General features: G+C 67.4%; 28 protein-coding genes. 16 read left to right on the plus strand and 12 right to left on the minus strand.

All coding sequences use genetic code 11. The features are described from left to right. The first annotated feature begins 224 nt into the window (after positions 1-224). The 9 genes from DQ229_RS04840 (at position 225) to DQ229_RS04880 (ending at position 6,757) form a co-directional block, all read left to right on the plus strand. Positions 225-731, plus strand: a complete 507-nt coding sequence (locus DQ229_RS04840; protein WP_114965150.1) for a peptidylprolyl isomerase — start codon at positions 225-227, stop codon at positions 729-731. Positions 732-795: 64 nt separating this feature from the next. After that, positions 796-1,320: a peptidylprolyl isomerase gene (locus DQ229_RS04845; protein WP_114965227.1), complete on the plus strand. Its 525-nt coding sequence runs from the start codon at positions 796-798 to the stop codon at positions 1,318-1,320. A gap of 2 nt (positions 1,321-1,322) precedes the next feature. Further along, on the plus strand, positions 1,323-1,949 hold the full coding sequence (locus DQ229_RS04850; protein WP_238380960.1) for a peptidylprolyl isomerase: 627 nt from the start codon (positions 1,323-1,325) through the stop codon (positions 1,947-1,949). Positions 1,950-2,226: 277 nt separating this feature from the next. Beyond that, a complete protein-coding gene (gene ccmA / locus DQ229_RS04855) occupies positions 2,227-2,844 on the plus strand; it encodes a heme ABC exporter ATP-binding protein CcmA (protein WP_114965229.1) in 618 nt (205 codons plus the stop codon). A gap of 31 nt (positions 2,845-2,875) precedes the next feature. Continuing rightward, positions 2,876-3,532, plus strand: coding sequence for a heme exporter protein CcmB (ccmB, locus tag DQ229_RS04860; protein WP_114965151.1), 657 nt, complete (start codon positions 2,876-2,878; stop codon positions 3,530-3,532). A gap of 75 nt (positions 3,533-3,607) precedes the next feature. After that, positions 3,608-4,336, plus strand: coding sequence for a heme ABC transporter permease (locus DQ229_RS04865; protein ID WP_114965152.1), 729 nt, complete (start codon positions 3,608-3,610; stop codon positions 4,334-4,336). Next, a complete protein-coding gene (gene ccmD, locus DQ229_RS04870; protein ID WP_420796854.1) occupies positions 4,336-4,500 on the plus strand; it encodes a heme exporter protein CcmD in 165 nt (54 codons plus the stop codon). Before DQ229_RS04865 ends, ccmD begins: the two co-directional genes overlap by 1 nt. Further along, entirely contained in the window at positions 4,487-5,041 is a 555-nt protein-coding gene (locus DQ229_RS04875; protein ID WP_114965154.1) for a DsbE family thiol:disulfide interchange protein, read from the plus strand. Before ccmD ends, DQ229_RS04875 begins: the two co-directional genes overlap by 14 nt. Before the next feature lie 279 nt (positions 5,042-5,320). Then, entirely contained in the window at positions 5,321-6,757 is a 1,437-nt protein-coding gene (locus DQ229_RS04880) for a CHAT domain-containing protein (protein WP_162300748.1), read from the plus strand. Between the two features lie 41 nt (positions 6,758-6,798). Here DQ229_RS04880 and DQ229_RS04885 read toward each other — a convergent pair whose 3' ends face one another. The 6 genes from DQ229_RS04885 to cysG form a co-directional block, all read right to left on the minus strand. Then, the gene (locus DQ229_RS04885) at positions 6,799-7,590 is read right to left on the minus strand and encodes a ferredoxin--NADP reductase (RefSeq protein ID WP_114965230.1); all 792 of its coding nucleotides are present in this window, start codon (positions 7,588-7,590) and stop codon (positions 6,799-6,801) included. 111 nt (positions 7,591-7,701) lie between these two features. Next, positions 7,702-8,115 carry a DUF934 domain-containing protein gene (locus DQ229_RS04890; RefSeq protein WP_114965156.1) on the minus strand — a complete coding sequence of 138 codons (414 nt, stop codon included), beginning with the start codon at positions 8,113-8,115 and terminating at the stop codon, positions 7,702-7,704. Beyond that, on the minus strand, positions 8,112-8,876 hold the full coding sequence (locus DQ229_RS04895; protein ID WP_114965157.1) for a phosphoadenylyl-sulfate reductase: 765 nt from the start codon (positions 8,874-8,876) through the stop codon (positions 8,112-8,114). The genes DQ229_RS04890 and DQ229_RS04895 overlap by 4 nt, the downstream gene beginning before the upstream one ends. Next, complete coding sequence (locus DQ229_RS04900) at positions 8,866-10,533, minus strand: nitrite/sulfite reductase (protein WP_114965158.1); 1,668 nt, start codon at positions 10,531-10,533, stop codon at positions 8,866-8,868. The genes DQ229_RS04895 and DQ229_RS04900 overlap by 11 nt, the downstream gene beginning before the upstream one ends. Before the next feature lie 35 nt (positions 10,534-10,568). Next, on the minus strand, positions 10,569-10,874 hold the full coding sequence (locus tag DQ229_RS04905) for a DUF2849 domain-containing protein (RefSeq protein WP_114965159.1): 306 nt from the start codon (positions 10,872-10,874) through the stop codon (positions 10,569-10,571). Beyond that, entirely contained in the window at positions 10,871-12,259 is a 1,389-nt protein-coding gene (cysG, locus tag DQ229_RS04910; RefSeq protein WP_114965160.1) for a siroheme synthase CysG, read from the minus strand. The genes DQ229_RS04905 and cysG overlap by 4 nt, the downstream gene beginning before the upstream one ends. A 138-nt stretch (positions 12,260-12,397) precedes the next feature. On the opposite strand from cysG, the gene DQ229_RS04915 reads away from it, so the two are divergent. After that, complete coding sequence (locus DQ229_RS04915; protein ID WP_114965161.1) at positions 12,398-12,859, plus strand: Lrp/AsnC family transcriptional regulator; 462 nt, start codon at positions 12,398-12,400, stop codon at positions 12,857-12,859. Between the two features lie 76 nt (positions 12,860-12,935). Then, on the plus strand, positions 12,936-13,358 hold the full coding sequence (locus DQ229_RS04920) for a VOC family protein (protein WP_114965162.1): 423 nt from the start codon (positions 12,936-12,938) through the stop codon (positions 13,356-13,358). Between the two features lie 19 nt (positions 13,359-13,377). Here the strand turns inward: DQ229_RS04920 and DQ229_RS04925 are convergent, their stop codons facing one another. After that, the gene (locus tag DQ229_RS04925) at positions 13,378-14,544 is read right to left on the minus strand and encodes a WD40/YVTN/BNR-like repeat-containing protein (RefSeq protein WP_114965163.1); all 1,167 of its coding nucleotides are present in this window, start codon (positions 14,542-14,544) and stop codon (positions 13,378-13,380) included. A gap of 294 nt (positions 14,545-14,838) precedes the next feature. On the opposite strand from DQ229_RS04925, the gene dusA reads away from it, so the two are divergent. The 4 genes from dusA to DQ229_RS04945 all read left to right on the plus strand — a co-directional run bounded on the left by dusA (position 14,839) and on the right by DQ229_RS04945 (position 18,915). Continuing rightward, a complete protein-coding gene (gene dusA, locus DQ229_RS04930; protein ID WP_114965164.1) occupies positions 14,839-15,867 on the plus strand; it encodes a tRNA dihydrouridine(20/20a) synthase DusA in 1,029 nt (342 codons plus the stop codon). 129 nt (positions 15,868-15,996) lie between these two features. Then, on the plus strand, positions 15,997-16,821 hold the full coding sequence (locus DQ229_RS04935; RefSeq protein ID WP_238380965.1) for a sulfite exporter TauE/SafE family protein: 825 nt from the start codon (positions 15,997-15,999) through the stop codon (positions 16,819-16,821). Positions 16,822-17,079: 258 nt separating this feature from the next. Beyond that, positions 17,080-18,207, plus strand: a complete 1,128-nt coding sequence (gene prfB, locus DQ229_RS04940) for a peptide chain release factor 2 (protein WP_114965165.1) — start codon at positions 17,080-17,082, stop codon at positions 18,205-18,207. 84 nt (positions 18,208-18,291) lie between these two features. Beyond that, complete coding sequence (locus DQ229_RS04945) at positions 18,292-18,915, plus strand: helix-turn-helix domain-containing protein (RefSeq protein WP_114965166.1); 624 nt, start codon at positions 18,292-18,294, stop codon at positions 18,913-18,915. Between the two features lie 410 nt (positions 18,916-19,325). Here the strand turns inward: DQ229_RS04945 and lexA are convergent, their stop codons facing one another. The 5 genes from lexA to DQ229_RS04970 form a co-directional block, all read right to left on the minus strand. Further along, complete coding sequence (gene lexA / locus DQ229_RS04950) at positions 19,326-20,024, minus strand: transcriptional repressor LexA (RefSeq protein ID WP_114965167.1); 699 nt, start codon at positions 20,022-20,024, stop codon at positions 19,326-19,328. 83 nt (positions 20,025-20,107) lie between these two features. After that, on the minus strand, positions 20,108-21,301 hold the full coding sequence (locus DQ229_RS04955; protein WP_114965168.1) for a molybdopterin molybdotransferase MoeA: 1,194 nt from the start codon (positions 21,299-21,301) through the stop codon (positions 20,108-20,110). Continuing rightward, on the minus strand, positions 21,298-21,789 hold the full coding sequence (moaC, locus tag DQ229_RS04960; RefSeq protein ID WP_114965169.1) for a cyclic pyranopterin monophosphate synthase MoaC: 492 nt from the start codon (positions 21,787-21,789) through the stop codon (positions 21,298-21,300). The genes DQ229_RS04955 and moaC overlap by 4 nt, the downstream gene beginning before the upstream one ends. Beyond that, a complete protein-coding gene (gene trpC, locus DQ229_RS04965) occupies positions 21,789-22,601 on the minus strand; it encodes an indole-3-glycerol phosphate synthase TrpC (protein ID WP_114965170.1) in 813 nt (270 codons plus the stop codon). Before trpC ends, moaC begins: the two co-directional genes overlap by 1 nt. 203 nt (positions 22,602-22,804) lie before the next feature. Continuing rightward, positions 22,805-23,509 (minus strand): DUF502 domain-containing protein, encoded by a 705-nt coding sequence (locus DQ229_RS04970; protein ID WP_114965171.1) that lies wholly within the window; start codon positions 23,507-23,509, stop codon positions 22,805-22,807. Between the two features lie 201 nt (positions 23,510-23,710). Here DQ229_RS04970 and DQ229_RS04975 point away from each other — a divergent pair, with 201 nt between their 5' ends. Then, on the plus strand, positions 23,711-24,289 hold the full coding sequence (locus DQ229_RS04975; RefSeq protein WP_114965172.1) for a GNAT family N-acetyltransferase: 579 nt from the start codon (positions 23,711-23,713) through the stop codon (positions 24,287-24,289). The last annotated feature ends 1 nt before the right edge of the window (position 24,290 follow it).

Consider the following 24,290-nt stretch of genomic DNA (forward strand, 5'->3'; position numbering starts at 1 on the left):
TCGCCCCGGTGGGGCGGCGTAAGCCCCCGGAATGGCAGGCGCTGCCCGGCGTTGCCGCCGGGCGAGGCCCCTCTGGCAAGGGGCTGTGTCATGTAGAAGCCTTTGATCTCCTTTCGACGTGCTCAGATTCCAAATGCGATAGCCCTGAGCCGCGAAGCCGGGCCTCTTTTCCTTTGCCGCCCGTCCCACTAGGGTGGCGCGCAACCGCAGACAAGGAGAGGCAGATGCCCGAAATCAAGGACCCGGAGAACACCATCCTGATGGAGCTGAAAGACGGCACCGTCACCATCGAACTGATGCCCGACATCGCGCCCCAGCATTGCGCGCGAATGAAGGAACTCGCCCGCGCCGGCGCCTATGACAACGTGGTCTTTCATCGGGTGATCGAGGGCTTCATGGCCCAGACCGGCGATGTCGCCAATGGCAATACCGAGAAGGATTTCGACCTGCGCCGCGCCGGTACCGGCGGCTCGGACCTGCCCGACCTTCCCGCCGAGTTCAGCCGCATCCCCCATGATCGAGGCACGCTGGGCGCGGCGCGCTCGTCGAACCCGAACAGCGCCAACAGCCAGTTCTTCATCAATTTCGGCGACAATCATTTCCTCAACGGGCAATACACAGTCTATGGCCGGGTGATTGGCGGGATGGAGCATGTCGATGCCATCACCCGCGGCGAGCCGCCCGCGAGCCCTGACCGTATGCTCAGCGTGAAGGTGGCCGCCGATGACTGAGTTCAGGCCAGGCATCTTTCGCGCGTTTGCGGTCGCAAGCCTGTTGGCCGCGGCCCCGGCCGCCATGGCGCAAGACGGGGCGGCTCCGGAAAACACCATCCTGATGGAGCTTGAATCGGGCACGGTGGTGATCGAGCTTCTGCCCGAGGTCGCGCCGCTGCATTCCGAGCGGATGCGCGAACTGGCCCGCGCCGGGGCCTATGACGGCGTGGTGTTTCACCGCGTCATCGAGGGCTTCATGGCGCAGACGGGTGATGTGGAGTTCGGCAATGCCGAGGCCGCCGAATTCAGCCTGCGCATGGCCGGGCGGGGCGGCTCGGATCTGCCCGAACTGCCGGCCGAGTTCTCGGACCTACCCCATGACCGGGGCACGCTGGCCGCGGCGCGCAGCCAGCATCCCGACAGCGCCAACAGCCAGTTCTTCATCAATTTCGGCGACAATCACTTCCTTAACGGGCAATACACTGTCTATGGCCGGGTGATCGAGGGGATGGAACATGTCGATGCCATCACCCGCGGTGAGCCCCCCGCCAGCCCTGATCGCATGATCCGGGTGCAGGTGGCCGCCGATGTGGAGCAGGCGCAGTAACCGTGGGCACCCGGCGCGAGGCACTGATCGTCGGCGGGCTGTTCGCGCTGGGTTTCGCGGTGCTGGGGGGCTTCTATTACGCGCAGACCCGCCCGGCACCGCAGCCGCCCTCGGCCGGGGTGGACACTGGCGGGCCCTATCTGGTGATCGAACTGGGCGGGCAGGTTTCGGGCGAGGTGGTGATCGATCTGCGCGACGATGTGGCGCCCCTGCATGTGGAGCGCGTCATCACACTGGCCGAGGCGGGCGCCTATGACGGGGTGGTGTTTCACCGTGTGATCGAAGGTTTCATGGCGCAGACGGGCGATGTGCGCTTTGGCCGGGTGGGCGGCGACCCTGGCATGGCCGGGCGCGGCGGCTCGGACCTGCCCGACCTGCCGCTGGAGCCCTCGGACCTGCCCTTTGACACGGGCGCGGTCGGCATGGCCCGCGCCGACGCGCCGGACAGCGCCAACAGCCAGTTCTTCATCATGCTCGATCGCCATCCGCAACTGGACCGGCAATACACGGTGCTGGGCAGCGTGGTCGAGGGGATGGCGCATGTGCACGCGATCGCCAGGGGCGATCCGCGTGCCGGCGGCCGGGTGGAGGCGCCCGATTACATGGCACGCGTGCGCCTGCGCGAGTGACGCGGCGCGCGCAGGGCGGGGGGCGCGCGCGGCTGTGACGAGCTTGCGCCTTTCCGTCGCTGCGGTGCTGCGCTAAAGCAATTTCAGAAAAAGCTGATAGACTTTTTCGGTTCGAAATTGCGACAAAACAGAAGGTTGAAGCGTTTCGACGATTCAACGAATGGCCGAAACGCTTTAGGAAAGGCGAAAGGGCCGCCTGCGGCGGCCGGATTTCCGCCTCCGGCGGGGATATTTGGACCAAGAAGAAGAGCAGGCCGGGGTCTGCCGGGCGGGGTGCATGGAGCTTGTGGTCGAGGATCTGGCCTGCGCGCGCGGTGGGGTGGCGGTGCTCGAAGGGGTGTCGTTTTCGCTGGCGGGGGGGCGCGCGCTGGTGTTGCGCGGGCCCAATGGCTGCGGCAAGACCACGCTCTTGCGCACGCTGGCCGGGTTGCAGCCACCGCTGGCGGGGCGCGTCTCGGTCGCGCCCGAGGCGATCGCCTATGCCGCCCATGCCGATGGGTTGAAGCCCACGCTCACCGTGGCCGAGAACCTGGCGTTCTGGGCGCAGGTCTATGGCGGGCCGGGGATCGGGGCGGCGCTGGAGGCGATGAACCTGGGCGAACTTTCGGGGCGGCAGGCGCAGAATCTTTCGGCCGGGCAGAAGCGGCGGCTGGGGCTGGCGCGGCTGGTGGTGGCGGCGCGCCCGGTGTGGGTTCTGGATGAGCCGACGGTGTCGCTGGATGCGGCGTCGGTGGCGCTGTTCGTCGCGGTGGTGCGGCGGCACCTGGCCGGTGGCGGCGCGGCGCTGATGGCCACACATATCGACCTGGGGCTGAAGGAGGCCGAGGTGCTGGAGCTTGCCCCCTACCGCGCGCAACCGCGCCAGAACGGCGCCTTTGACGAGGCCTTCGCATGAGCGGGCGGGCAATCCAGGAAAGGGGCGGATCATGCTAGCGCTGTTTCTGCGCGACCTGCGCCTGGCGGTTCGCGCGGGTGGCGGCTTCGGCCTGGGGCTTGCGTTCTTTCTGCTGCTGGTGGTGCTGGTGCCACTTGGCGTGGGGCCGGAGGGGGCGGTGCTGGCGATGATCGCGCCGGGTATCCTGTGGGTCGGCGCGCTCTTGGCCTGCCTGCTCTCGCTCGACCGGATATTCGCGCTGGATTATGAGGATGGATCGCTCGACCTGCTGGCGACGGCGCCGATTCCGATGGAGGGGGTGGTCACGGTCAAGGCGCTGGCGCATTGGGTGACGACGGGGCTGCCGCTGACGCTGATCGCGCCGCTTCTGGGTGTGCTGCTGAGCCTGCCCGCCCCGGCCTATGGCTGGCTGGTTCTGTCGCTTGCACTGGGCACGCCGGCGCTGTCGGTCATTGGCACCTTCGGCGCGGCGCTCACGGTGGGGTTACGGCGCGGCGGGTTGCTGCTGTCGCTGCTGGTGTTGCCGCTTTATGTGCCGACGCTGGTTTTCGGGGCCGAACTGGTGCGCCGCGGGGCCGAGGGGCTGGCGGTGGGCACACCGCTGGCGCTGCTGGCCGGGATCACGCTGGGGGCCTTCGCGCTGCTGCCCTTTGCCTCGGCTGCGGCAATTCGTATCAACCTGCGCTGACCGGATTCACGGGCCCGTGCATTGAGGCCGGGCGCAGCGCGGACTAGAACTGGGCCCGCATTACAGGATTTCGCCATGTCTGTCTGGGAATATGCCAATCCGAAGAAGTTCATGGACACTACCGGGCCGCTGATGCCCTGGGTGGCGGGGCTGGCGGCGGTGGTGACCGGGGTGGGCCTGATCTGGGGCTATTTCTTCACACCGGATGATTTTCGCCAGGGGTCGACCGTGAAGATCCTGTTTCTGCATGTGCCTTCGGCGATGATGGCAATCAATATCTGGATCATGATGCTGGTGGCCTCGCTGGTCTGGCTGATCCGGCGCCACCATGTGAGCGCGCTGGCGGCGCGGGCGGCGGCGCCCATCGGGCTTGCTATGACGGCGGTGGCGCTCTTTACCGGCGCGGTCTGGGGCCAGCCGATGTGGGGCACCTGGTGGGTGTGGGACCCGCGGCTGACTTCGTTCCTGGTGCTGTTTCTGTTCTATCTGGGCTATATCGCGCTTTGGCAGGCGATCGACGACCCCGACACCGCGGCCGATCTGACGGCGGTGCTGTGCCTTGTGGGGTCGATCTTTGCGCTGCTTTCGCGCTATGCGGTGTTCTTCTGGAGCCAGGGGCTGCATCAGGGGCCGTCGCTGAGCCTGCAGGCCGGTGAGCGAATGGACATGACCTACAAGCTGCCGCTTTACGTCAGCATGGCGGGATTCGTGCTGATCTTCGTGGCGCTGGTGCTGGCGGGCACGCGCACCGAGATCCGCGCGCGGCGGATCAAGGCGCTTGAAGCACGGGAGCGGATGGGATGATGCCCGATCTGGGACGATACGCCGCCGAGGTGCTGGCGGCCTATGGGGTTTCGGCCCTGATCATGGCGCTGCTGGTGGGGGGCATCTGGTTGCGCGGCACACGGATGAAGCGGCAGCTTGCCGAGATCGAGGCCAGGAGGAGGCGCGCCGATGCCAAGGATTAGGCCCTTGATGGTTTTGCCGCCGCTGGTGTTCCTGGCCGTGGCCGCGCTGTTTGCCGCGGGCAATTTCCGCGAGGATCGCGATTCCCTGCCCAGCCAGCGCGAGGGGCAATTCGCGCCGCCATTACAGCTTGGCGCGCTGGAGGGGCGCGGCGCGCCCTTCACCGACGAGACCTTGCGCGAAGATGGCGTGAAGCTGGTGAATTACTGGGCCAGCTGGTGCGCGCCCTGCCGGGCAGAGCATCCGATGCTGGAGGAACTCGCGGCCGAGGGGTTGCCGATCTGGGGCATCAACTACAAGGATACCGCGCGGCAGGCCAACGCCTTCCTTGACGAGCTTGGCGATCCCTTCGCCGGGCATGGCACCGATGCCGGGCGCACCGGCATCGAATGGGGGCTTTACGGCGTGCCCGAGACCTATGTGATCGATGGCGAGGGGCGGATCGTGCTGCGCTTTGCCGGGCCGATCACGCGGCGGGTGCTGGAAGAGCGCATTCGCCCCGCGATCGAGGAAGCGCGCGAAAGGACAGATCCCGACTCCTGATGCGGTGGCCACAGGGGGCGATGCGCCGCCGACATGGATGAGTCCGGGCGTTTCGCGACGATTGACAGGCGTTGACGGCCCGTGAAACGGTTGACCATGCGCGCTGGAACGAAAACCCCCTTCCCGCCTGGAAAAGCCGTGCCACGAGCAGCTGGCATGGGGCAGGTCTGGCGCGGTCTCGTGGCAGCGGCCCTGCTGGGTGGCGGTCTCTTGGAAATGACGGGACAGGCCAGTCCGGCGAAAGCCGGCACAGGCGCAGGTCATGGGGCCGTGCGGGAGATGTCAGGGCCTGCACAGCCGCCTGTCTGCGTCGGCGACGCCACTGTCGCGCTCGAACGGTTTCTGGCCAGCTATGTCGAGGATTTGCGCAATCTTTATGTTCAGCGGTCCTTTGATGCGAGCGCGCTGGACCCGGTGGTCTATGGCGATCTTACACCCGGCGCCTTTCATACCGCCGCAAGCACCCTTGTTGGCCTGCAGGGAGAGGCAATGTTCCTGGTGCAGCACGTCGGGGATGCCTGGCTTTGCGCATTTGGCTGGGTTTCCGGCCCGCTGGACGGCGCAGAGGACGGGCAGTTCGGCCGACCCGAAGGCGAGGTGCGGTTCTTCTATGCCCGGCGGCCTGTCGAACGGGCGGACTTGCTGGCCGATGCACGCGCTGCGGTCGAATCGCTTGCATCGCGGGTGCCGTTGGGCGAGGCGCGCTCAAGCCGCTTGCCGGCGGAACAGGCCGCGGCGCAAGAGGTCACGCGCGGGGCCGTGGCGCTGCAGGCCGGCCCGGCAGAGCCTGACGCGACCGGGCACCTTGCCCGGCTGGGTGCGCATTTCGAAATGCCGGAAATCACCCGTGCCCTGGCGCAGACCAGGCATCTGACGCTCCATCTGCCGGGCGAACTGGCGTTGCTGCCATTGCTCGCCTTGCCGCTGGACGGGCAGCAGCCATTGGTCGAGACACATTCCGTCACCGGGATGGACCGATTGACATCCCTGCTTTCCCTGCCCGGGCTGAACGCGGTGCCGGGCATCGCGATCGACCGCAGCGGAAATCATGTGACGCGCGCCCTTGCCGATTATGAATTGCGCCTGATGCTTTGGTCGGGGCAGGGCGAACGCGGCCGTGCGGTATTCGGGGACCCGGGCGGCTTCGATTCAGACGCGTATGGCGGGCTGATATTTCCGCCGCTGCCCGGGGCGCGGCGGGAGGCCGAGTGGCTGGCGGGTCGCCTGGATGCAGAGCTGGTCATCGGACAGGCGGCGACAGGCGGACGGTTGCTTTCGGCCTTGCAAAGCACGTCGCTGGTGCATTTTGCTGGCCATGGAGTTGCCAGCGCCGAGGCACCGCTGGATGACAGCTATCTGGTCATGGCCGATGGTCCGCTCACCGCGCGCGAGATTCAGGATCAGATGCTGCCCGCGCCGCTGGTGATCCTGTCGGCCTGCGATACCGGGCGCGGGCAGGCCCTGGGCGCTGGCGTGATCGGCCTGGCGCGGGCCTTTCAAAAGGCCGGGGCGCTGGGCACGGTACTCAGCCATTGGCCGGTATCGGACGAATCCGCCGTGCCGCTGATGCTGGCCTTTCACGATGAACTGGAGCGTCATACGCCGCCGCAGGCGTTGCGCCACGCGGCCTTGCGCCTGCGTGAAGACTACCCCGATCCGGCAGACTGGGCGGCATTCGGGTATTTTGGAACACCGCTGGTGGCGCAATCGCAATAGATTGGCAGCCGCGCCGCAGATTGCACAAGGCCGCTGCCCTCTCAGTCCACGAAGGCCTTCTCGACCACGTATTCGGCCGGGTCGCTGTTGGCGCCTTCGCGCAGGCCGTAGCCTTCGAGAATGGCCTTCATGTCGTGGTTGAACGCCAGCGAGCCGCAGACCATGGCGCGGTCGGTTTCGGGGCTGATCGGCGGGGTGCCGATATCCGCGAACACCTTGCCCGATTTCAGGTTGTCGGTGATGCGGCCCATGCGCGGGCTCTCTTCGCGGGTGGTGGTGGGGTAGTATTTGAGCTTGTCGCCGACAAATTCGCCGATCAGCGGATCCTCGGGCAGGCTTTCCACCAGTTCGCGGCCATAGTCCAGCTCGGCCGCGTCGCGGCAGGTGTGCATCAGGATGACTTCGTCATAGCGCTCATAGGTCTCGGGATCGCGCACGATCGAGGCGAAAGGCGCGATGCCCGTGCCCGTGGCGAACAGCCACAGCCGCTTGCCTGGCAGCAGCGCGTCCAGCACAAGCGTGCCCACCGGCTTGGGGCGCAGGATGATCTCGTCGCCCGGCTGGATATGTTGCAGCCTTGATGTCAGCGGGCCATCTGGCACCTTGATCGAGTAGAATTCAAGCTCTTCGTCCCAGCTGGGCGAGGCGATGGAATAGGCCCGCAGAAGCGGTTTGCCGTTCTCGCCCATCAGGCCGATCATCACGAACTCGCCCGAGCGGAAGCGCAGGCTGCGCGGGCGGGTGACGCGGAAGGAAAACAGCCGATCCGTCCAGTGCCGCACCGAGGTGACGGTCTGGGCATCGGGCAGGGCCTTGGCTGCGGGGGCGTTCATGATGGTGCTCTGCTGGTTCATTTGCTCTGTCGCGGGGGCGCGGGCGGGCGCGGCCCCCTCCCTCTTCATGTCGGTTTCTAGGCGTGTTCGGGCGCGGAGAAAAGCCCCCGCTCAGGCGCGCAGCCGCGACTGATAGTCATGGTGGCGCCAGTTGCCGCGAAAACGCCAGTGCTCCTGCGGCTGGCGATGGGCGAGGCCGGCGCTGATCTCGACCTCGTCGAAGCCGCAGCGCCGAGCCATGGTGTACTGATCGGCCAGCACATGGCCATGGGCGCGCAAACGCCCGGTATAACCCAACTGACGCAGCCGCTGCGCCAGGGTGAAGCCGCGCCCATCTGCGAAATGCGCGAAATGGACGCGGATCAGCGCGATGCGGTCGAATTGTGCGACCAGCGTCGCCGGGTCGTCGTCGGAGGCAAGGTCGAGGGCGACCGCGCTGCTGGCATCGGGCAGGGCATCGGGTGTGGTGAACCCTGCCTTCCAGTGTTCGGGCTGGAACCCCTGGTCGGTGACGATGACGCTCATGGTGTTTTCTCCTGCGTCGCCGGGGTGCCGGGGCGCACGGCCCGGCCACCCGAAAAATGAATGCCGCATTCGGTCTTCTCGCGGCCCGGCCAGCGGCCCGCGCGCGGATCGTCGCTGCCCGAGGCGGGCGCAGTGCAGGGCGCACAACCGATCGAAGGGTAGCCGCGCGCCACCAGCGGGTGCCGGGGCAGGCGGTTATTGATGATGTATTCGGCCAGATCCTCGCGCGCCCAATGCGCGAGCGGGTTGATCTTGATGCGGCCAGTGCCTTCTTCGGCCTCGAAGAATTCCAGATGCGCGCGGGTTGCGCCGTGAAAACGCTTGCGCCCGCTGATCCAGGCGTCGAACTTGCCCAGTGCGTGTTCGAGCGGCGCGGTCTTGCGCAACGCGCAGCAGGCGTCAGGGTCGCTCTGGTGCAGCAGGCCGTCGGGGTCATGCGCGGCCAGTGCCGTATCGGCCGCGCGGATTACCCGCACGTCGCGCAGCCCCAGCCTGGCCGACAGTTCGCGCTGGTATTCGAGGGTCTCGGGGAACAGCATCATCGTGTCAACGAACAACACCGGCGTCTGCGGCGCCATGACCGAGATCAAATGCAGAAGCACCACCGATTCGGCGCCGAAGCTCGAAACCAGCGCCACGCGGCCCACCTCGGGGTCACGCAGGGCATGCTCGAGCACTGGCGCGGCCGCGTGGTGGCGATAGCGCGCATTCAGCGCCTCCACCCGCGCCTCGACCGGGGCAAGGCTGGTGTCACGCGGCATCGCGGCGCCCCTCCTCGGGGTAGAGCGCGGCCTTGAACGGCGCAGGCCCCAGCCGGCGATAGGCCTCCAGGAAGGTTTCCTCGCGGCTTTCGCGCTGTTCCAGATAGGCGCGCAGCAGCCGTTCGATCGCGGGCACGATCTCGTCATAGGCAAAGCCGGGGCCGGCGCGTTCGCCCACCGCCGCGGTCTCTGTGCCGTCGCCGCCAAGGGTGACCTGGTAATTCTCGACCCCCGCGCGGTCGAGGCCCAGAATCCCGATATGACCCACATGGTGGTGCCCGCAGGCATTGATGCAGCCCGAGATCTTGAGCTTGAGCGGCCCGATGTCGTGCTCCAGCTTCAGCTCATCGAAACGCTGCGCGATCTTTTGCGCCACCGGGATCGAACGCGCCGTGGCCAGCGCGCAGTAATCCATGCCGGGGCAGGCGATGATGTCCGAGACCAGCCCCAGATTCGCGGTGGCAAGCCCGACGGCCTTGAGCGCGGCGTGCACCGCCGGCAGGTCGGATTTATGCACATGCGGCAGGATCACGTTCTGCTCGTGGCTGATGCGCAGCTCGTCATGGCCGTAGCGCGCGGCCAGGTCGGCCATGATGCGCATCTGCTCGGCGGTGGCGTCGCCCGGCGTTTCGCCATGGGCCTTGAGGCTGATCGTGGCGATGGCGTAATCGGGGTGGCGGTGCGCCGCGAGGTTGGTATCGGCCCAGGCGCGGAATACCGGGTCAGCGGCGCGCGCGGTCTCATAGGCGTCAACAGGCGCGTTGCGGAACGCGGGCGGGGCAAAGGCCGCCTCGATCTGCGCCAGCAGCTCCTGATCGCCCCCGGCAAAGAGCGCGCGGCGGGCGGGAAACTCGGCCTCGACCATGTCGCGGAACTCTTCCAGCCCGGTCTCGTGCACGGTGATCTTGATGCGTGCCTTGTACTTGTTGTCGCGCCGGCCCAGCAGGTTGTAGGTGGCAAGGATCGCCTCGACATAAGGCAGCAGATCGGCCTGCGGAAGGAAATCGCGCAGCACCTTGCCGATCATCGGCGTGCGGCCCAGCCCCCCGCCCACAACCACCTCGAACCCCGGCTGGCCGTCTTGCGTGACCATGCGCAGCCCGATGTCATGGGCGCGGGTCACGGCGCGGTCATTGGGGCTGCCGGTGATGGCGATCTTGAACTTGCGCGGCAGGAACTGGAATTCCGGGTGGTCGGTGGACCATTGGCGCAAGAGCTCGGCGACAGGGCGCGGATCGGCAATCTCGTCAGCCGCCGCCCCGGCGAAATGGTCTGCGGTGACGTTGCGGATGGTGTTGCCGCTGGTCTGGATCGCGTGCATTTCCACATCGGCCAGCGCGTCCAGGATGGCGGGCACATCCGTCAGCCTGGGCCAGTTGAACTGGATGTTCTGGCGCGTGGTGAAATGGCCGTAACCCTTGTCCCAGCGCTCGGCGATCAGGGCGAGCTGGCGCATCTTGCGGCTGTCCAGCGTGCCATAGGGGATCGCCACGCGCAGCATGTAGGCGTGCAGTTGCAGGTAAAGCCCGTTCATCAGGCGCAGGGGGCGAAATTCCTCTTCGGTCAGCGCGCCCGAGAGGCGCCGCTCCACCTGGTCGCGGAACTGCGCGACCCGGTTGCGCACGAAGGCTTCGTCAAAATCATCGTAGCGATACATGGTAAACTCCTTGCGGCTGGCGGGGCAGGGCGGGCTCAGTGGGCCTCGGCCTCCTGCTTGCCATGGGCGTAGTTCGACGGGCCGCGGGTGCGGAACGCTTCGCGGAAATGCACCGGCTCGGGGCCGTGCGCGCCGGGGCGGGCCTCGGCCAGGTAGGGGCCGACCACGCGATCGGGCTGCGCCTGCGCAAACAGCAGGCGGATTTCGGCATGCGCCTCGTCCTCGATAAGCTCGGCCTCGTGGTGCTGCTTGCTCCAACGGTCATCGGCGGTGAGATAGATCACATCGCCTTCGATCAGGGCGTTGGCGGTGACAACCTTGGGGGTGAAACGACGGCTCATGAAAGCGCCTCCTGCAAGTCTTCGAGTGTTTGTTCGGCGGCACGCGGCGCCAGCCCCAGCAGCAGCACCGCTGGGCCGGTGACCCCTTCGAGCGTCTGCGGCAGACCAGAAAGCCGTGCCGCGATCACCCGCTGGTCGGCCCGGCTGGCGTTCTCGACCACGGTGACGGGGGTGTCGGGCGCGGCCCCGTGCATCAGCAGGCGACCCTGCACGAACCGCGCGGCGCGCTTGCCCATATAGATCGCAGCCACTGCGCCGGGGGCGGCCAGCCCGCGCCAGTCCTGTTCGGCAAAGCCTTTCATATCGTGCCCGGTCAACAACCGGACCGAGCCATTGCGCCCGCGCTTGGTCAGGCTCTGACGGATGCTGGCGGTGGCGGCGGATGCAGCGGTGATGCCAGGCACCACGCCCCAGTCGAGGCCGGCGGCGTCCAGCGCCTCGGCCTCGTCATCGAGCCGCCCGAACACGCCCGGATCGCCCGATTTCAGCCGCACCACCTGCGCGCCCGCACGGGCCTCGCGCACCATCAGCGCGTTGATGTCTTGTTGCGAGGTAGAGGGGCCGAAGCCCTCCTTGCCCACGGCAATCAGCCGTGCCTCGCGCCGGGCGAGTTCCAGGATCTCGGGAGAAACCAGCCGGTCGTGGATCACCACATCAGCGGTATCGAGCAGCCGCCGCGCCCGCAGGGTCAGAAGCTCCGGGTCGCCAGGGCCGGCGCCTACCAGATCGACGCGGCCCGGCGCGGGCTTGCGCGCCAGATGCTGCCCAAGCAGGACGTCAAGCGCCGGGCGCAGCGCTGCCTCGCCGCCGGCCTCATGGGCGCGGGGGCCGGCGGCGTCGTAATACTCGGCCCAGAAGTCGCGCCGTGCACGGCCCATCGGCAACGCCTCGGCCAAGCCGCGAAACGCCTTGCCGGCGCGGGCCAGCGCGCCGAGCACCGGCGACAGCCGCGCCTCCAGATCGGCCTTGATGGCGCGGGCCAGCACGGGTGCTGCGCCCTCGGTGCCGATCGCCACGGTGATAGGGTCGCGATCGACGATGGCGGGGGTGATGAAGGCGCTGTCCTCAAGGTTGTCGATGATATTGACCAGCGCACCCTCGGCGCGCCCGATGGCGGCGATACGGGCGTCTTCGGCGGCATCTTCGGCGGCGGCATAGACCAGCGCGGCGCAAAGCGCATCGCCGTGTGCAAGGGCACGCTCGACCAGTCGCAGCTTGCCGCTCTCGGCCCAGGTGCGGATCTCGGGTGCGGGGCTTTCGGCGTAGACGCTCAGCCGCGCCTCGGTCTTCAGCAGCAGCCGCAGCTTTGCCAGCGCAGCCTCGCCGCCGCCGGCGACGATCACGCGCTGTCCCGCCGTGTCGAGGAATATGGGAAAATGCCGCATCGCAGATCACCTCTTGCTTCTTGCAGCAATATAGGAAATTTTCCTGTATGAGCGCCACACCCCTTGCTAAAAAGGAACGTGTGTTCTAACCGGTGGGCGGCGATGAAACCCTGACCCTGAAAACCCGAGGTGCGCGGCATGACAATCCGCATTGACGACCTGGACCGGAAAATCCTTGATGAGCTGCAACGCGACGCGGGGCAGTCGCTCGATGAAATCGCGCGCAAGGTCGGCTCGTCCAAGACGCCCGTGTGGAACCGGATTCGCAAACTGCGCGAGGCCGGGGTGATCCTGCGGCAGACGGTGATCCTCGATCCGCAGAAGCTGGGGTTGGAGGCCTGTTTCTTCGTGCTGATCCGCACCGCCGAGCATGACCCCGACTGGCAGCGCCGCTTTCTGGAAACCGTCAAGGCCCGCCCCGAGGTGCAGGAGGCGCATCGCCTGGCCGGTGAAATCGACTATCTGTTGAAAGTCCGCGTGGCCAATGCGCGCGCCTATGACGCCTTCTATCAGGCGCTGATTTCCGAGGTGAAGGTCTACAACATCACCGCGCTTCTGGGCATGGAAGAGATCAAGAACGACACCAGCCTGCCGCTGTAAGGTGCGCTGGCCTGCCTCTCGCGGGGGTCTGTGACCCCGATCACCCGCAACGCAATGAACGACAGCAGGGGGCCCCATGCAGCAACAGATCGCGGTGATTACCCTCGGCGTGGTCGACCTGGCCCGCTCGCGGCGGTTCTATGCGCGGGGGTTCGGCTGGGCGCCCGTGTTCGAGAATGATGAGATCGCCTTCTACCAGATGAACGGGCTTGTCTTCGGCACCTGGCTTGCCGACCAGCTTGAAGCCGATATGGGCGCCCGCGCGCCGGCCCGCCCCGGCGCCTTTGCGCTGGCCCATAACGTGCCCGCGCGGGAAGATGTCGCGCCGCTCATGCAGCGGCTGGCCGGGGTGGGGGGCAAGGTGTTGCGCGCCGCCGACGCGCCGCCACATGGCGGGTTTCGCGGCTACGTGGCCGACCCGGACGGCCACGCCTGGGAAATCGCCTGGAACCCGGCCTGGCCGATCGACGAGAACGGGCATGTGACCTTCGCAACCTGATGCGGTCGCGGACCTGCGCTCAGGCGCTTGCGCGGTCCAGCACCTCGACCGACAGGATCGTGGGCAGGTGCCGGGCGATCTCGTGCCAGTTCTCACCTTCATCGAAACTGGCAAAGACCGAGCCGCTGTTGGTGCCGAAATAGATCCCCGCAGGCTCGCGCGCGTCGCCGGCCATGGCCTGGCGCAGCACGGTAAAGAAACAGCCCTCCTGCGGCAGCCCGTTGCGCAGCGCCTCCCAGCTCTGCCCGCCATCGGTTGAGCGCCACACCGCCGCCGCCGCACCGGGTGGAAAGCGGCCCTGCATGTCGCCATTGAGCGGCAGGGTCCAGATCGTGCCAGGGTCGCGCGGGTGCACCCGGATCGGAAAGCCGAAGGTCGAGGGCAGTCCTTCGGTGATGTCTTCCCAGCTGCGCCCCCCGTCGCCCGAGCGCCAGACACCGTGGTGATTCTGCTGATAGAGCACGTCCTCGCCGCCCGGCGCACGCATCATGTTGTGCACGCAATGGCCGGTTTCGCCGCCTGCCGGGGCCGCGGGGTGGTCGCTGTGCCCGGCGCATTCGGCGTTCGACAGGCGGTTGCGCCGCTCCCATGTGTCGCCGCCATCCTCGGTGGCGAAGACCCCCGCCGCCGAAATAGCGACCCAGAGCTTGCCGGGCTCCTTGGGCGAGGGCACGATGGAATGCAGCACCAGCCCCGCCGCGCCGGGGTTCCAGCTTTCGGCCGAGGGGTGGTCGGTCAGCCCGTTCACCCGCTCCCATGTCAGCCCGCCATCGCGGCTGGCCAGCAGATTGGCCGGCCTGGTGCCCGCGTAAAGCGTGCCGTGGGCGTGCCCGAGCGACCAGATTTGCGCGAATTCGTCCCTGAAGGGAAGCTCCTGCGGCGACCAGCCGATCATCTGCGCGAAATCAGGATCATTCGCGGCCCAGTCGTCCATCGTGCCTTTGGTCAGGCGGATGTTTTCCCAGGTTTCGCCCATATCCGGCGTGCGCCACAGGCCCGCGCCGAACCACTCGCCCCCGCCGCCGGCCCAGATCATTCCGCTCTCGGCGTCGCCGATGACATGATTGATCGGCCAGTCATTGCAGAACGGCCCGCGTATCCGCCAGCCTTCGGATTGCCTTGCGCCCGAAAGGAGGAACGCGCCTTTTGTCGTGCCGAGGAGAACCGAAATCTTGTCGGATGCCATGTCTCGAATACCTCCCTGTCTGCCGCATGATCTTACATCAATCCGGTGTTTCCGTGAAAAGCGAATTTCCCTGAGTCGCCCCGGCCCGCCCTTCACTGTGAAAAAAATATCCCCGCCGGAGGCTCCCGCCGACGGCCACTCTCGCGACGACCGGTATCTGCTGCACGGCGCGCGCGACGGGGGTGCAGGCGGCGTTCGGGTCTGCTAAGGAGAGGCGCGCATGACACGTCGCAAGACAGGCAGATGCGCGTCGAAGCCCCCCGTAAAAGAAGATCAAGAAAACGACAGAACGCCATGAAGGAAAACATGAAATTAGCCGCGCGCCTGTCCGTCGCCCCGATGATGGACTGGACCGACCGGCACTGCCGCTACTTTCACCGGCTGATGTCGCGCCGGGCGTTGCTGTATACGGAAATGGTCACATCGGCGGCGCTGGTGCGCGGCGGGGCCATGCATCTGCTCGCGCATGACCCGGCCGAGGCGCCGGTGGCGGTGCAACTGGGCGGATCGGAGCCGGCGGAGCTGGCACAGGCGGCCCGGATCGCGGCGGATGAGGGGTTCGCCGAGGTCAACCTGAACGTCGGCTGCCCGTCCGACAGGGTGCAATCGGGGTGTTTCGGCGCGGTTCTCATGCAGCGGCCCGAGCTGGTGGCCGATTGCGTGGCCGCCATGGCGGCCGCGGCGCCGCAGGCCGAGATCACCGTCAAATGCCGCATCGGCGTCGATGACCAGATCCCGCAGGAGGTGCTGCCGCAGTTCCTGGAACGGATCGCAGCGGCGGGGGTGCGGCGTGTCATCATTCACGCGCGCAAGGCCTGGCTTCAGGGGCTCAGCCCCAGGGAAAACCGCGAGGTGCCGCCGCTCGATCACGATCTGGTCCTTGGCATGAAGGCGGCCTTTCCGCAGCTCCATGTCTCGCTCAACGGCGGCATCGAGACGCTGGAGCAAGCGCAGGCGCATCTGGCGCGCGGCATGGACGGCGTGATGCTGGGGCGCGCCGGCTATCACCGCCCTTATGACGTGCTGGCCGGCGCCGATGCCGCGATCTGGGGCGATACCGCCGCCCCGCTGTCGCGCGAAGAGGTGGTCGCGGCCATGCGCCCCTATATCGCGCGGCATCTGGGGCAGGGCGGGCGGCTGCACAGCGTCACGCGCCACATGCTGGGGCTTTATGCCGGCCAGCCGGGCGCGCGGGCCTGGCGGCGGGCGCTCTCGGAAGGGGCGGTGCAGCCCGGGGCGGGGCTAGAGATGCTCGATGCCGCGCTGGCGGCGCAGGCGGAGGCAGCGGCGGGTGGCGCTACGCTGATGGCCGCAAGAGCCTGAGCGCCGGCAGCCGCATTCCCAGAGGCACTGGCATTCGCAGGAGCACTGGCCTTGCCCGCCGGGCTGGGGTAGGGGCAAGGCCAAGCGTTTGAGAAGAACAGGAGCCTTGCCGTGCCCGCGCCCCTTCCCTTGCCCGAACTTTCGTTGCTGTTGCAGATGCTGGCCCTGCTTCTGGCGATCGGTGCCTTTGCCGGCATCATCGCGGGGCTGCTCGGCGTGGGCGGCGGGATCGTGCTGGTGCCGGCCTTCTTTTACGCCTTCTCGGTCCTCGGGTATGAGGGGCCGCAGCTGATGCAGATCTGCCTGGCCACATCGCTGGCCACCATCATCGTCACCTCGGCGCGCTCGGTCATGGCCCATAACCGCAAGGGTGCGGTTGATTGGGAGATCCTGCGCGGCTGGGCGCCGGGGATCGCCCTGGGCGCGGTGTTCGGCGTGCTGGTGGCGGCCAGTCTGCGCTCGGGCGTGTTGCAGGCGATCTTCGGGGGGCTGGGAGTCATCGTCGGGCTCTACCTGGCGTTCGGGCGGCCGCACTGGCGGCTGGGGCCGCAGATGCCGCACGGGGTGCCGCGCGCGGTGCTGTCGCCCTCGGTGGGGTTCCTGTCGGTGCTGATGGGGATTGGCGGCGGCTCGTTCGGGGTGCCGCTGATGAGCCTTTACGGCGTGGCCATTCACCGCGCGGTGGCCACTGCGGCGGGCTTCGGCATCCTGATCGCGGTGCCCTCGGTGCTGGGGTTCCTGTTCCTGGCGATCGACCCCGCCCACCGGCCGCCCTTCACCATCGGCGCAATCAACCTGGTGGCGTTTGCGGTGGTGATCGCGATGACGCTGGTCACCGCGCCCTGGGGCGTGCGGCTGGCCCATGCGATGGACCCCAAGCCGCTCAAGCGGGTGTTCGCGGTGTTCATCATCATCGTGGCGGCCAACATGTTGCGCAAGGCACTGGGGTTCTGAAGCAATTTCAGAAAAAGTTGATAGACTTTTTCGGTTCGGAATTGCGACAGGACAGAAGGTTGCGGCGTTTCGGCAATACGACGAATAGCCGAAACGCTTTAGCCCCAGCAGCCAGCAATCGGGGGCAGCCCCCGTCGCGTCAGTGCGGCCATCGCGCCGACGCGGCCCTTTCATGCCGCCGGGCCGCCACCTTGCCCCGCCGCGCGCATCGCGCTATCAGGCCGGACAGCCCCAACGCCATCATCACGAGGTCACCGGATGCGTGCCGAAACGCAAAATCAGATCGACGCGATCCGCAAGTCGCTTGCCCTGCTGGCACAGCGGATGGATGCCGAGACCGCGCAGCACCGGCTCGAGGAGTTCAACGCGATGATCGAGGATCCCGACCTCTGGTCGGACCCGGCGCGCGCGCAAAAACTGATGCGCGAACGGCAGATGCTGGTGGATTCGCTGACGGTCCACGAAAGCATCTCGCAGGAACTCAGCGACAATATCGAACTGATCGAGATGGGCGAGGCCGAGGGCGATGCCGAGATCGTGGCCGAAGCCGAGGCCACGCTCAAGGCGCTGGCCGCCCGCGCCGCCGAGAAGGAACTCGAGGCCCTGCTCGACGGCGAGGCCGACGGCAACGACACCTTCCTCGAGATCAACGCGGGCGCCGGCGGAACCGAAAGCTGCGACTGGGCGGCGATGCTGGCGCGGATGTATGTCCGCTGGGCCGAGAAGAAGGGCTACAAGGTCGAACTGATGAGCGAAAGCGCCGGCGAAGAGGCCGGCATCCGCTCGGCCGCCTACCGGATTTCCGGGCCGAACGCCTATGGCTGGCTCAAGTCGGAAAGCGGCGTGCACCGGCTGGTGCGCATCTCGCCCTATGACAGCGCGGCGCGGCGGCACACATCGTTCTCGTCGGTCTGGGTCTATCCGGTGGTCGATGACAATATCCAGATCGAGGTCAACCCGTCCGATATCCGCATCGACACCTACCGTTCGTCGGGCGCGGGCGGGCAGCACGTCAACACCACCGACTCGGCGGTGCGGATCACCCATATTCCCACCGGCATCGTCACCACATCGAGCCAGAAATCCCAGCACCAGAACCGCGAAATCGCCATGAACGCGCTGAAGTCGCGGCTCTACGAGATGGAGCTGCGCAAGCGCACCGAGGCGATCGAGGCCGCGCATGATGCCAAGGGCGATGCCGGCTGGGGCAACCAGATCCGATCCTATGTGCTGCATCCTTACCAGATGGTGAAGGATCTGCGCACCGGGGTGGAAACCTCCGACACCCAGGGGGTGCTCGATGGCGATCTCGACCGCTTCATGGCGGCCACGCTGGCCAAGGATGTGGCCGGCAAGTCGCGCGCCGAGGCGCAGGCCGAGGACTGAGCGCCGCGCCTCCTGCCCGGCGCAAGGGCAGGGGGGGTCGCGCCGTCAGTTGCGCCCGGCCGAATCCCCGCGTAAACGGATGCGATGGACCCGCAGGAACAACCCAGCATCATCCGGATCGCGCGCGCCGACGGGGCGGCGGCCGCGGTCGAGCCGCTCAACCTGGGCGCGCGGGTGCGCGAGCTGCGCAAGCGCCACGGCTGGACGCTGGAACAGGCGGCAAAGCGCGCGGGGCTGGCCCGCTCGACCCTTTCCAAGATCGAGAACGGGCAGATGTCGCCGACCTACGAGGCGCTGCGCAAGCTGGCCGAGGGGCTGGACATCCCGATCCCCCAGCTTTTCACGCCGCCCAGCGGCGGGCAGGTGACGGCGCGGCTGGCGTTGACACGGGCGAATGAAGGCGAGGCCCATGCCACCGCCACCTATGAACACGAGCTTCTGGCCGGGGCGCTTTCCCGCAAGCAGATGCTGCCCTACCGCGCCCGCGTGCGCGCCCGTTCCATGGAGGCCTTCGACGGCTGGGTGCGCCATGATGGCGAAGAGTTTCTGTACGTGCTCACGGGCGTCATCCGGCTTTACACCGAATTCTATGCCCCCATCGAGATGAAGCGCGGCGACAGCGCCTATTATGACGCGGCAATGGGCCATAACGTGATCTCGGTCAGCCCCGAGGATGCGACCATTCTCTGGGTCACGTCACTGGGCTGAGGCCTGCGCCCCCTGCACCACCTCCCGGCGCGCTTGCCCCTGCGGCCTGCCGGCAAGGCCGAGGCATCCGGGCAATTCCCGCGCGCAAGGCAAATCGCGCATCCAAAACGGGCCGGGCATTTTCCCACAGTGCCATGTCTGGGCGCGCGCCAAAGCATTTCTGCGATTCAAGGAATCGCCCTGATGCTTCAACCTTCTGTTTGTCGCAATCTCGAACCGAAAAAGTCTATCAACTCTTTCTGAAATTGCTTCAGTCCTTCACTGTGAAAAAAATATCCGCGCCGCAGGCCCCCGCCGGCCAGGCGCGCGCGGTCTGGCTTTCCCAGAGCACATGCACCCCCGCGCAGACGCGGCCACAAGGCCTTGCCTTGCCAAAATTTCAGGCGCGCCCATGCCCGCATGAAACCGTTTCAATAGCTGCGGATCAGCCCCACGAGGCGGCCCTGCACGCGCACCTGGTCGTCGCGCAGCGTACGGGTTTCATAGGCCGGGTTGGCGGCTTCCAGGGCGATCATTCCGTCCTTGCGCCGGAACCGTTTGAGCGTGGCCTCGTGATCCTCGACCAGGGCGACGACGATATCGCCGTTATCGGCTGTCTCCTGCCGGCGGATCACCACGATGTCGCCATCGTTGATGCCCGCCTCGATCATCGAATCGCCCTTGACCTCAAGCGCGTAATGTTCCTCGCGTCCCGAGATCATCGCCTCCGGCACGGCCACATGATGGCTTGCCGTGCTGATCGCCTCGATCGGGGTGCCGGCAGCGATGCGGCCCATCACCGGCAGGTCCAGCGCGCCGCCGCTTTCCGGCATTGCCGGGCCGGGGGCGGTGTCTTTCGCTCCGAAGCTGCCATGGATCACCTTGCCGTCCCGTGCGCCGCTTTTGCCCGCAAGCGTCTCGGGCAGGCGCAGGATCTCGATCGCCCGCGCGCGATGCGCCAGCCTGCGGATGAAGCCACGCTCCTCGAGCGCGGTGATCAACCGGTGAATCCCCGATTTCGACCGCAGGTCAAGCGCATCCTTCATCTCGTCGAACGAGGGGGGGACGCCATCGCGCTGCAGGCGTTCGTGGATGAATTTCAGCAGGTCGATCTGCTTTCGCGTGAGCATCCGGCATCCTCCCGGGCAATGATGATGATGCAGAATGTTCTACTCATGTTCGCGTTTTGTGTCAACCGCCGGTGCGGCCACGCTCAGATCGGCAGATACTCCACCAGATCGCCCGGTTTGCGCTCGGGGTCGCGCACGGGGCGGATCAGCAGCGCATCGGCCTCGGTCAGCACCGACAGCAGCGCACTGTCCTGCCGCGCGAACGGGGTGATGAGGGGCAGCCCCTCCCCATCCCGCGGGGGGGCAAGGCGCGCGCGCATGTAATGGGTGCGCGGCCCGTTCGGCGGCAGCGCGCATCCCAGCCGGGCGCGGCGCGGCGGCACCACAGGCTCGGGCAGCCCCTGCATCGCCCTCAGCGCGGGCAGCATGAAGATCTGCCCACACACGATGGCCGAAACGGGGTTGCCCGGCAGCCCCAGCATCATCGCGCCGCCCAGCCGTCCGGCCATCAGCGGTTTGCCCGGCCGCATGGCGATCTTGTAAAAGGCCCGCTCCATGCCGATCTCCTGCGCGACCTGGCCGACAAGATCGTGATCGCCCACCGAGGCCCCGCCGATCGTCAAGATCAGATCGGCGCCCGCGGCCAGCTCCAGCACCGTGCGCAGGCTGAGGGGGGTGTCGCGCGCGATCGGCAGAATGCGGGTTTCGGCGCCCTCGGCGCGCGCCATGGCCTGCAGCGCGAAGATGTTCGACGCGATGATCTGGTCGTCGCGCGGCGCCTCTCCGGGCATCACAAGCTCGTCGCCGGTGGCGATGAAAGCCACCTCGGGGCGGCGGGCAAGCTGCAATTCGGGCACGTTCATCGCCGCCAGCAGCGCCAGGTCGGCGGGGCGCAGGCGGCGCGGGGCGGCGATCTCGTCGCCGGCGGCGAAATCGCCGCCGCGCGGGCGGACATGCGCACCGGGTTCGGGGCATTCGTCAAGACGGATCATCTCGCCGTCGCGCGTTACATCCTCCTGGATCACGACAGTGTCGCTGCCCTCGGGCAGGGGCGCGCCGGTAAAGATACGCAGCGCCTCGCCGGGTTTGATCCGGCCCGCATGGCCGTGCCCGGCGGCGGCTTCGCCCACCACGCGCAGGCGCGCACCAGGCTTCAGCCCCGCGCCCGCCACCGCATAGCCATCCATCGCCGAAGCCGCGAAAGGGGGCTGGTCGCGCGCCGCCCGCGCAGGGGCCAGCAGAACCCGGCCCGCAGCCTCGGCCAGCGGCACCGCCTCGCCCCGCGGCGGGGGAACCAGCGCGAGAACCTTCTCCAGCGCCTCGGCGACCGGAATCATTCCGCCGGCTCCGCCCCGGCCTCATAGCGGCCCGATTTTCCGCCATCCTTCATCAGTAGACGGATATCGGTGATCTCCATCGATTTCTCGGCCGCCTTGAGCATGTCATAGACGGTGAGCGCCGCGATTGAGACCGCGGTCAGCGCCTCCATCTCGACACCGGTCTGGCCCGTGGTGCGCACGGTCGCGGTGATCCGCACGCCGGGCAGGGCCGCATCGGGGGTCAGCTCCAGCGCGACCCTGGTGATGGGCAGCGGGTGGCACAGCGGGATCAGATCGGCCGTGCGCTTGGCGCCCATGATCCCCGCCAGCCGCGCCACGCCCAGCACATCGCCCTTCTTCGCGCGGCCCTCGGTGATCAGCGCCAGCGTCTCGGGGCGCATCAGCACCTTGCCCTCGGCCAGCGCTACCCTGGCGGTCACGTCCTTTTCCGAGACATCGACCATATGCGCATGGCCCTCGGCGTCGAAATGCGTCAGCTCCGCCATCACGCCACCTTTCCCGGCGCCAGCGGATCGGCCAGCAGCGCGCGGGTCGCTTCGGCCACATCCGCCTGCCGCATCAGCGATTCTCCGATCAGAAAGCAACGGGCGCCATGGCGGGCAAGCGCGGCCAGATCATCCGGCGCGGACAATCCGCTTTCGGCCACCAGCAACCGCTCGGGCGGGGCCAGCCGCGCCAGCCGCCGCGTGACATCGAGCGACACCTCGAAGGTATTCAGGTCGCGGTTGTTGATCCCCAGAAGCGGCGACTTCAACGCGCGCGCCCGCTCCAGCTCGGCCTCGTCATGCACTTCCACAAGCACATCCATGCCCCAATCGCCCGCGGTCGCTTCAAGCTCGGCTGCCTGCGCGTCCGAGACCGAGGCCATGATGACCAGGATGCAATCGGCCCCCAGCGCGCGCGATTCAGCAACCTGATAGGGGTCATACAGGAAATCCTTGCGCAGCACCGGCAGCCCGCTGGCCGCGCGCGCCTGCGTCAGGTACTCCGGCGCGCCCTGAAACGACGGCCCATCGGTCAGCACCGAAAGACAGGTCGCGCCGCCCTCGGCATAGGCGCGCGCCAGCGCGGCCGGGTCGAAATCGGCGCGGATCAGCCCCTTCGAGGGGCTGGCCTTCTTGATCTCGGCGATCAGCCCGTAGCCGCTGGCCGCGGCTGCACGCAGCGCAGCAGTGAAGGGGCGCGGGGCAGGGGCAGCACGCGCGGCGTCTTCCACCGCGGTCAGCGGGCGCGTCGCGCGCGCGGCGGCGATCTCTTCAAGCTTGTAGTCGCGGATGCGATCGAGAATGGTCGGCATGGCAGTCTCCTCAGGCCCTGTCCTAGCGCGAGGCTGCGGCGAAGGAAAGACCGACGCTGCCCCTCGATACACCCACCGTTGCCCGAGCCGGGCGCACCGCTTGCCGCCTGTCGCCACGCGGGGCCCTTCACTGTGGCAAAATATCCCCGCCGGAGGCATCCCCGGCGCATGCCGGGCGCCGCGCCGGGGCGTCGGGCGCGGCCTCAATGCCGGGGCGGGGGCACTTGGGGGTTCTTCGGGTTCGGATAAACCAGCCCGGCCGAGATCACCAGCTTGGCGGCATCCTCGACCTTCATGTCGAGCGGGATCACATCCTTGGCCGGCACGAATAGCAAAAACCCCGAGGTCGGGTTCGGCGTGGTGGGCAGAAAGACGCTGATGATCGTGCCGTTGCCGTCCAGCGACCGGGCCACTTCACCCTTGGCGGTGGTCGAGACGAAAGCCACCGCCCAGACCCCCTTGCGCGGGTATTCCACAAGGCAGGCCCGGTCGAAATTGGATTCGGTCTGGGCGAAGACTGTCTCGGCGATCTGCTTGATCCCGTTATAGACCGTCCGCACGATCGGCATCCGGTCAACGATGCTTTCGCCCCAGCCGAGAAAGGTGCGCCCGATCAGCCCCTTGGCCATCCAGCCCACGAGCACCGCAAAGACCAGAAACAGGATCACCCCCAGCCCCGGCACATCGGCCAGCAGGAACTCCGACGGGCGATAGCGCGATGGCACGAAGGGCAGCACCCAGCCGTCGATCCAGTTCACCACTGTCCAGATCAGCCACAGCGTGAGCCAGATCGGCACGATCACCACGACCCCGGTCAGAAAGCTGGTGCGCAGCCCATGCAGTATCCCACGCCGTTGCGGTGGCTGCGGGGGCTGGGGCGGCGGATCTTGGGGAGTCTGCTCGTTCATGGGCCTGGTCCCGGGGAAATGCGGCAAAACGCGGGGTCAGCGCGGAATGTAAGGGGGGCAGTGGGCGGCTGCAACTCCGCCTGTGCCTTCCCTGTGCGACAGGCCTTTGCGGCATGACCGTTGCGGCTTGGGCAGATCCTTCACCTGTGGCAAGATCACAAGGCAGATACTCGCGCGGAGCAGAGCAGGGAGGGAAAGCCGATGGCCCAGGGCGAAAGTATCACGATTCGCGCCGCGCGCCGCGACGATGCGGGGCTGCTGGCTGACGCGATCAACATGGCCGGGCACGGGTTGCCCGCGCATTTCTGGCAGGCCGAGGCCGGCCCCGACGGAGACGCCCTTGCCATCGGGCGCGCACGGGCGGCGCGTGACGAAGGCGGGTTTTCCTGGCGCAATGGCCTGGTGGCGGAACTGGCCGGCCAGCCGGTGGGGGCGCTGATCAGCTATCGCATCGGTCGCACGGCGCAGGCGGTTCCGCCGGATGCGGGCCCGCTCGTCAGGGCTTTGATCGAACTCGAAAACCTGGCGCCCGAGACCTGCTATGTGAATGCCGTGGCGGTGCTCGCGCAAGCCCGCGGCAAGGGGGTGGCGCGCACCCTGATGACCGCGGCCGAGGCCGCCCGCGGCCCCGCCGGAATGAGCCTGATCACCACCGATGACAACCTTGCCGCACAGCGCCTTTACCATAGCCTCGGCTATGCCGAGCGCGCCCGCCGCCCGCTGCACTCCGACGGATGGCAAACAGCAAGCCGGGAATGGGTGCTGATGACCAAACCCTAGC

The organism is Alkalilacustris brevis (assembly GCF_003350345.1).
GTDB classification, from domain to species: Bacteria; Pseudomonadota; Alphaproteobacteria; order Rhodobacterales; family Rhodobacteraceae; genus Alkalilacustris; species Alkalilacustris brevis.

Bases quoted from the DNA above. Each gene is read 5' to 3' on its own strand.
- DQ229_RS04840 (WP_114965150.1), top strand. From the start codon at position 225: ATGCCCGAAATCAAGGACCCGGAGAACACCATCCTGATGGAGCTGAAA.
- DQ229_RS04845 (WP_114965227.1), top strand. From the start codon at position 796: ATGGCGCAAGACGGGGCGGCTCCGGAAAACACCATCCTGATGGAGCTT.
- ccmA (WP_114965229.1), top strand. From the start codon at position 2,227: ATGGAGCTTGTGGTCGAGGATCTGGCCTGCGCGCGCGGTGGGGTGGCG.
- ccmB (WP_114965151.1), top strand. From the start codon at position 2,876: ATGCTAGCGCTGTTTCTGCGCGACCTGCGCCTGGCGGTTCGCGCGGGT.
- DQ229_RS04865 (WP_114965152.1), top strand. From the start codon at position 3,608: ATGTCTGTCTGGGAATATGCCAATCCGAAGAAGTTCATGGACACTACC.
- ccmD (WP_420796854.1), top strand. From the start codon at position 4,336: ATGCCCGATCTGGGACGATACGCCGCCGAGGTGCTGGCGGCCTATGGG.
- DQ229_RS04875 (WP_114965154.1), top strand. From the start codon at position 4,487: ATGCCAAGGATTAGGCCCTTGATGGTTTTGCCGCCGCTGGTGTTCCTG.
- DQ229_RS04880 (WP_162300748.1), top strand. From the start codon at position 5,321: ATGTCAGGGCCTGCACAGCCGCCTGTCTGCGTCGGCGACGCCACTGTC.
- DQ229_RS04885 (WP_114965230.1), bottom strand. From the start codon at position 7,590: ATGAACGCCCCCGCAGCCAAGGCCCTGCCCGATGCCCAGACCGTCACC.
- DQ229_RS04890 (WP_114965156.1), bottom strand. From the start codon at position 8,115: ATGAGCGTCATCGTCACCGACCAGGGGTTCCAGCCCGAACACTGGAAG.
- DQ229_RS04895 (WP_114965157.1), bottom strand. From the start codon at position 8,876: ATGCCGCGTGACACCAGCCTTGCCCCGGTCGAGGCGCGGGTGGAGGCG.
- DQ229_RS04900 (WP_114965158.1), bottom strand. From the start codon at position 10,533: ATGTATCGCTACGATGATTTTGACGAAGCCTTCGTGCGCAACCGGGTC.
- DQ229_RS04905 (WP_114965159.1), bottom strand. From the start codon at position 10,874: ATGAGCCGTCGTTTCACCCCCAAGGTTGTCACCGCCAACGCCCTGATC.
- cysG (WP_114965160.1), bottom strand. From the start codon at position 12,259: ATGCGGCATTTTCCCATATTCCTCGACACGGCGGGACAGCGCGTGATC.
- DQ229_RS04915 (WP_114965161.1), top strand. From the start codon at position 12,398: ATGACAATCCGCATTGACGACCTGGACCGGAAAATCCTTGATGAGCTG.
- DQ229_RS04920 (WP_114965162.1), top strand. From the start codon at position 12,936: ATGCAGCAACAGATCGCGGTGATTACCCTCGGCGTGGTCGACCTGGCC.
- DQ229_RS04925 (WP_114965163.1), bottom strand. From the start codon at position 14,544: ATGGCATCCGACAAGATTTCGGTTCTCCTCGGCACGACAAAAGGCGCG.
- dusA (WP_114965164.1), top strand. From the start codon at position 14,839: ATGAAGGAAAACATGAAATTAGCCGCGCGCCTGTCCGTCGCCCCGATG.
- prfB (WP_114965165.1), top strand. From the start codon at position 17,080: ATGCGTGCCGAAACGCAAAATCAGATCGACGCGATCCGCAAGTCGCTT.
- DQ229_RS04945 (WP_114965166.1), top strand. From the start codon at position 18,292: ATGGACCCGCAGGAACAACCCAGCATCATCCGGATCGCGCGCGCCGAC.
- lexA (WP_114965167.1), bottom strand. From the start codon at position 20,024: ATGCTCACGCGAAAGCAGATCGACCTGCTGAAATTCATCCACGAACGC.
- DQ229_RS04955 (WP_114965168.1), bottom strand. From the start codon at position 21,301: ATGATTCCGGTCGCCGAGGCGCTGGAGAAGGTTCTCGCGCTGGTTCCC.
- moaC (WP_114965169.1), bottom strand. From the start codon at position 21,789: ATGGCGGAGCTGACGCATTTCGACGCCGAGGGCCATGCGCATATGGTC.
- trpC (WP_114965170.1), bottom strand. From the start codon at position 22,601: ATGCCGACCATTCTCGATCGCATCCGCGACTACAAGCTTGAAGAGATC.
- DQ229_RS04970 (WP_114965171.1), bottom strand. From the start codon at position 23,509: ATGAACGAGCAGACTCCCCAAGATCCGCCGCCCCAGCCCCCGCAGCCA.
- DQ229_RS04975 (WP_114965172.1), top strand. From the start codon at position 23,711: ATGGCCCAGGGCGAAAGTATCACGATTCGCGCCGCGCGCCGCGACGAT.